We start from the raw sequence: 1,985 nt of genomic DNA, 5'->3' as shown, positions 1-1,985 counted from the left end.
GTCGGGGTGGCCGTGGGGGTGGTCGTCGGGGTCACGCTGGGCGTCGGGCTCTGGGTCGGCTTGGGCGGCAGTGCGGCGGTCAGGTTGATCCGCTTGGTGGTCACCTGGGTACCGCCGCTGGCGTACGTGATGGCCTTGCCCGTGGCCTGCAGCTTGTCGACGCGAGCCTCGCCGGACGTGTTCGGGTACGCCTGCCTCAACAGGGCCAGCGCCCCAGCGACGTGCGGCGCGGACATGGAAGTGCCGCTGAGTACGCCATAGGCGTTGCCGGTGATGGCGGAGCGGATCGCCACGCCGGGCGCGAACAGGTCGAGCAGCGCCCCGCGGTTGCTGAAGCTCGCTACGGCGTCGTTGTCGTCGGTGGCGCCGACCGCGACGGCATGCGAGACGCAGGCAGGGCTGGCCACGCCGTCCTGGTGACCGCTGTTGCCCGCGGAGATCACGGTGGTCACGCCGAACTCCCGCAACCACGTGATCTCGTCCTTCAGCGCGCCGGCGGAGGGATCGCTGTCACAGTGCTGGGTGTACTTGGCGCTGCCGCCGAGGCTCATGTTCACCGCGACGACATTGTGAGTGGAGTGCACGCTGTCGACGTATTGCAGCGCGGCCTTCTGGAGGGAGGCGAAGCTCGCGAAGCACGGAGCGTTGGTGTTCAGCTCAACCTGACAGACGGATCCGTCGAACCTGGTGAACACCTGAACCGGCAGAATGCCCGCCTCCGGGGCGACGCCGCTGGCCGGGGCACCCGCCGCCTTCTTGCCGGCCGCGATGCCGGCCACGTGCGTGCCGTGGTAGCACTTGTTCTGGCCGGAGACGACGCACTTGGCGGTTTCGGCGTTGGCGGCTCCGGCGCCCGTCTGGACCGGTAGGCCGTTTGGGCACAGCGACTGGGCCTTGTAGTACGTGTCATCGGAGCTGAAGGAGAAGCAGGCCTCGCCGACGATCCGGCCGGCGAAGAACGGGTGGTCGCGGTCGATGCCCGTGTCCAGGATCGCGACGGTGGAGCCCTTGCCGGTCCTCGTAAATCGCCTCGATCCGGTCGTCCGTCTTGAGCTCCTTGAGCGTCGCCTTGTCCAGGGTGGCGACCAGGAACTCGTCAGAGATCTTCTGGTCGACGACCTTGGTCTTGTCGGACGCCTCCTCCGTGGTTTTGGCCACGGCCGGGACGCTCTCGCCCTTCTTCAGCTCGATGATCGCGCGGACGTTCTCGCCGCTCTGTACATCGGCAGTGACGCTTCTGGCGACCTCGGGATCGCCGGTGCTCGCCTGGGCCCCTCTCTGTCAGACTCTCGTGAGACCTGGGGACTAGGTAGTCTTCTGTGACTCAAGCAGGGCGAGAACAGGATCTTTCAGACAGTGACTTTGACAGTGGCCGACCTCGACTTTGACAGTGGCCGACCTCCACGGAGATCTCACCGATGATGGTGGGGTGGGCAAGGGTGACAGACCTCGATCGGATCGGCCGAAGCGGCGCTCGTTCACGCCGGAGTACAAGCTGGCGATGATCGAGGCGTACGACGCGGCGACCGAACCGGGAGCCAAGGGCGCGTTGCTGCGCCGCGAGGGGCTGTATCACTCCCACATCATCGAGTGGCGCAAGGCCCGCGATGCGGGGGCGCTGAACGCCCTGGCAGCCAAGCCGTCCGGCCCCAAGACGCGCAGGGGCGAGGCCGAGAAGGAGAACGAGCGGCTGCGGGCGCGGGCGGAGAAGGCCGAGCGGGAGCTGGCCAAGACCAAGGCCGCGCTGGAGATCATGGGAAAAGCGCACGCGCTCTTGGAACTGCTCTCCGAGAGCGCGGACAACGACGCGCCGCCCAAGAAGTGATCGACGAGGCGTTCACCGCCTTGGAGCCCGTACTGAGCTTCCCCCTGTTCTCCGGACACTTGACCTGAGGTCACCCTTGATCATCAGGAAGGATGTCCTTCATGCCCGCACCACACCCGCCAGAGTTCCGGCGTCGCGCGGTCGAGCTCGCGCGCCAAGG

Annotated in this window: 3 protein-coding genes; 1 reads left to right on the top strand and 2 read right to left on the bottom strand. The window is 67.1% G+C overall.

From position 1 onward, the window contains the following. On the bottom strand, positions 1-977 hold a 977-nt coding region (locus EJK15_RS69055; RefSeq protein ID WP_240778150.1), incomplete at its 3' end, for a S8 family peptidase. Then, on the bottom strand, positions 907-1,158 hold the full coding sequence (locus EJK15_RS76050) for a hypothetical protein (RefSeq protein ID WP_138720887.1): 252 nt from the start codon (positions 1,156-1,158) through the stop codon (positions 907-909). The genes EJK15_RS69055 and EJK15_RS76050, both read right to left, overlap by 71 nt. 271 nt (positions 1,159-1,429) lie before the next feature. Here EJK15_RS76050 and EJK15_RS74005 point away from each other — a divergent pair, with 271 nt between their 5' ends. Next, positions 1,430-1,825, top strand: a complete 396-nt coding sequence (locus EJK15_RS74005; protein WP_206062350.1) for a hypothetical protein — start codon at positions 1,430-1,432, stop codon at positions 1,823-1,825. Positions 1,826-1,985: the final 160 nt, after the last annotated feature.

The sequence above is a fragment of the Nonomuraea basaltis genome (genome assembly GCF_005893125.1).
GTDB classification, from domain to species: Bacteria; Actinomycetota; Actinomycetes; order Streptosporangiales; family Streptosporangiaceae; genus Nonomuraea; species Nonomuraea basaltis.
The sequence above is the reverse complement of the archived record's forward strand: the minus strand, read 5'-3'. Positions and strand labels throughout refer to the sequence as shown.